We start from the raw sequence: 2,064 nt of genomic DNA, 5'->3' as shown, positions 1-2,064 counted from the left end.
AACACCTTTCGCAAAATTATTTTCAGAAAATTAATCACAGACATGTTTTAAAAGGGTTTTTATTTTATAAAAAACTCCAACAACCTTTCTACACTATCCAAACATACAAAAAAAATACAAAACAAAGGCCGTCTGAATTGCTCTTTCAGACGGCCTGTTTACATGATTTCTATTTATCCAATACGTTGAAGGACAATTTCTAGGACAAATTTACTGCCTACATAGGCAAAAATCAGACTGACAAATCCGACAATAGTCCAAACGGCGGCTTTCTTGCCGCGCCATGCGGTCATACTGTGTTTCAGCAATAATGCACCATAAATCAGCCACGACATAATACTGAAGATGGTTTTATGCGTGAAGGTCATCGGCTTGCCGAAAACAGTTTCTGCAAAAAACGTACCGCTGATTACGGAATAGGTCAATAAAACGAAGCCTGCCCACATACCTTGGAACATAAGTTTTTCCAGACTCAATAATGGCGGTAAGAAGCTGACCAATGCGGAAAAACGGCGTTTGTGCAGATTGCGGTCGAGCAAAAGGATCAGGATAGCAAATAAGGTAACGATGCCAAATAATCCGTATGCGAGCAATGATGATGCGATGTGCGACAGCGGCAATAAATCTACGATTTGACGGCCTGAAAAATCCCCCGGGAAAAGGAAACCCAACAATAAAGTCAATGCGGCACAAGGATACAATAAGAGCTGTACCCCGCGCAGACAATAAAAGAAGCTGCCCAGGCAGTACATCATCAGCATCAGCCAAACTATCAGACTGAGCGAATAGCCAAAACCGGTAATCAATACCCTATCCTGCAATACCGGGAACATCAATGCTGCGCCATGTACCAATAATGCGCCACTCAAAATCAGCAGCTCGGTTTTCAGCGGGTAAGACTTATTATTGTGCTTTTTATGTTGCAACCAGGAAAATGCGCCTAATCCGGCATACACCAGCATAAGGCAGATTAAGACAATCGGCATAAATATCTTTCTCAATAGACATGTAAACACTTGACGGACACCCGGCAGGGTTTCAGACGGCCTTGCTGTGCTTGTTTGTGTTCTTGAAGCATAACTTCGGACTATCGTGTAAAATAATCCGAATTTTATTTTAACAAAGAATGCCCTGTATTGGGCAGCTATTATCATTATCAAGGATAAGTATGTTAGACAACCTGACCAACCGCTTCAGCAAGGTACTTAAAAATATTCGCGGCCAATCAACGCTGACCGAAGACAATATCAAAGAAGCCTTGCGCGAGGTTCGTCTTGCCCTGCTGGAAGCCGACGTTGCATTGCCCGTCGTTAAAGAATTCGTCAATACAGTCAAAGAACAGGCCCTTGGCCAAGAAGTCGTCGGCAGCCTGACGCCTGACCAAGCCTTTATCGGCGTGGTCAACCAAGCCTTAATCGAATTAATGGGCAAGGAAAACAAAACGCTGGATTTATCGGTTTCACCGCCTGCCATCGTTTTGATGGCCGGTTTGCAGGGTGCCGGTAAGACAACAACTGTCGGCAAACTCGCCCGCCTGCTGAAAAACGATCAGAAGAAAAAAGTCTTGGTGGTATCTGCCGACGTTTACCGCCCTGCCGCGATTGAACAGCTGCGTCTGTTGGCCGAACAGGTCGGCGTGGACTTTTTTCCATCCGATACCAACCAAAAACCGGTTGAAATTGCAACTGCCGCCGTCGATTACGCCAAAAAACATTTTTACGATGTCTTGATGGTCGATACCGCCGGCCGTTTGGCAATCGATGAAGAGATGATGAACGAAATCAAAGCGCTTCATGCGGCGGTCAACCCGGTTGAAACTTTGTTCGTTATTGATGCCATGCTGGGTCAGGATGCGGTAAATACCGCTCAGGCATTTAATGAAGCCCTACCGCTGACCGGTGTCGTATTGACCAAGATGGACGGCGACTCGCGCGGCGGTGCGGCATTGTCCGTACGCCATGTGACCGGCAAACCAATTAAATTTATTGGTGTCGGCGAGAAAATCAACGGCCTCGAACCTTTCCACCCCGACCGTCTTGCCAGCCGTATCCTCGGCATGGGCGA

At 46.2% G+C, this 2,064-nt stretch carries 2 protein-coding genes; one reads left to right on the top strand and one right to left on the bottom strand.

Annotated features, from left to right (window positions below; all coding sequences use genetic code 11):
- Positions 1-173 precede the first annotated feature (173 nt).
- Entirely contained in the window at positions 174-986 is an 813-nt protein-coding gene (locus tag ACTHSP_RS20040) for a cytochrome C assembly family protein (RefSeq protein ID WP_003684009.1), read from the bottom strand.
- A 182-nt stretch (positions 987-1,168) separates the two neighbouring features.
- On the opposite strand from ACTHSP_RS20040, the gene ACTHSP_RS20035 reads away from it, so the two are divergent.
- A partial coding sequence (locus ACTHSP_RS20035) for a signal recognition particle protein (RefSeq protein WP_440346778.1) occupies positions 1,169-2,064 on the top strand: 896 nt, incomplete at its 3' end.

Source organism: Neisseria sp. P0001.S005, assembly GCF_051963715.1.
This window is presented reverse-complemented; position numbering and strand designations above follow the sequence as displayed.